Source organism: Alkalicoccobacillus porphyridii, from assembly GCF_007293315.1.
Lineage (GTDB): Bacteria > Bacillota > Bacilli > Bacillales > Bacillaceae_D > Alkalicoccobacillus > Alkalicoccobacillus porphyridii.
Window position 1 is genome coordinate 1 of sequence record NZ_VLXZ01000208.1, and the last position, 274, is coordinate 274.

At 48.2% G+C, this 274-nt stretch carries 1 protein-coding gene; it reads left to right on the plus strand.

The window, feature by feature from the left end; all coding sequences use genetic code 11:
- Nucleotides 1-53 precede the first annotated feature (53 nt).
- The coding region (gene cbrB / locus FN960_RS24050; RefSeq protein WP_221936855.1) for an inner membrane protein CbrB at nt 54-274 on the plus strand (221 nt) is incomplete at its 3' end.

The following is a 274-nucleotide window of genomic DNA, read 5'->3' on the forward strand; positions in this document are numbered from 1 at the left end:
AGGTACTTCCATTGTTTCTCTTATTGTCGATTACTACGGGAGCTATTCCTGCATTGTTAACCGGCGTGATGGTCGCCTGTCTGCCGGAAAAGATCGGGTCACAGAAAAATTATCGTTGTCTGGCTGGTGGCATAGGTGGCGTCGTTATCACCGAGATCTATTGTGCAGTTATTGTACATATTAAGGGCATGGCTTCCTCGGCGTTGTTTGAAAACATTCTTTCTGGTGACGGTCTCGTTGTCCGCATCATTCCGGCATTCCTGGCAGGTGTGGT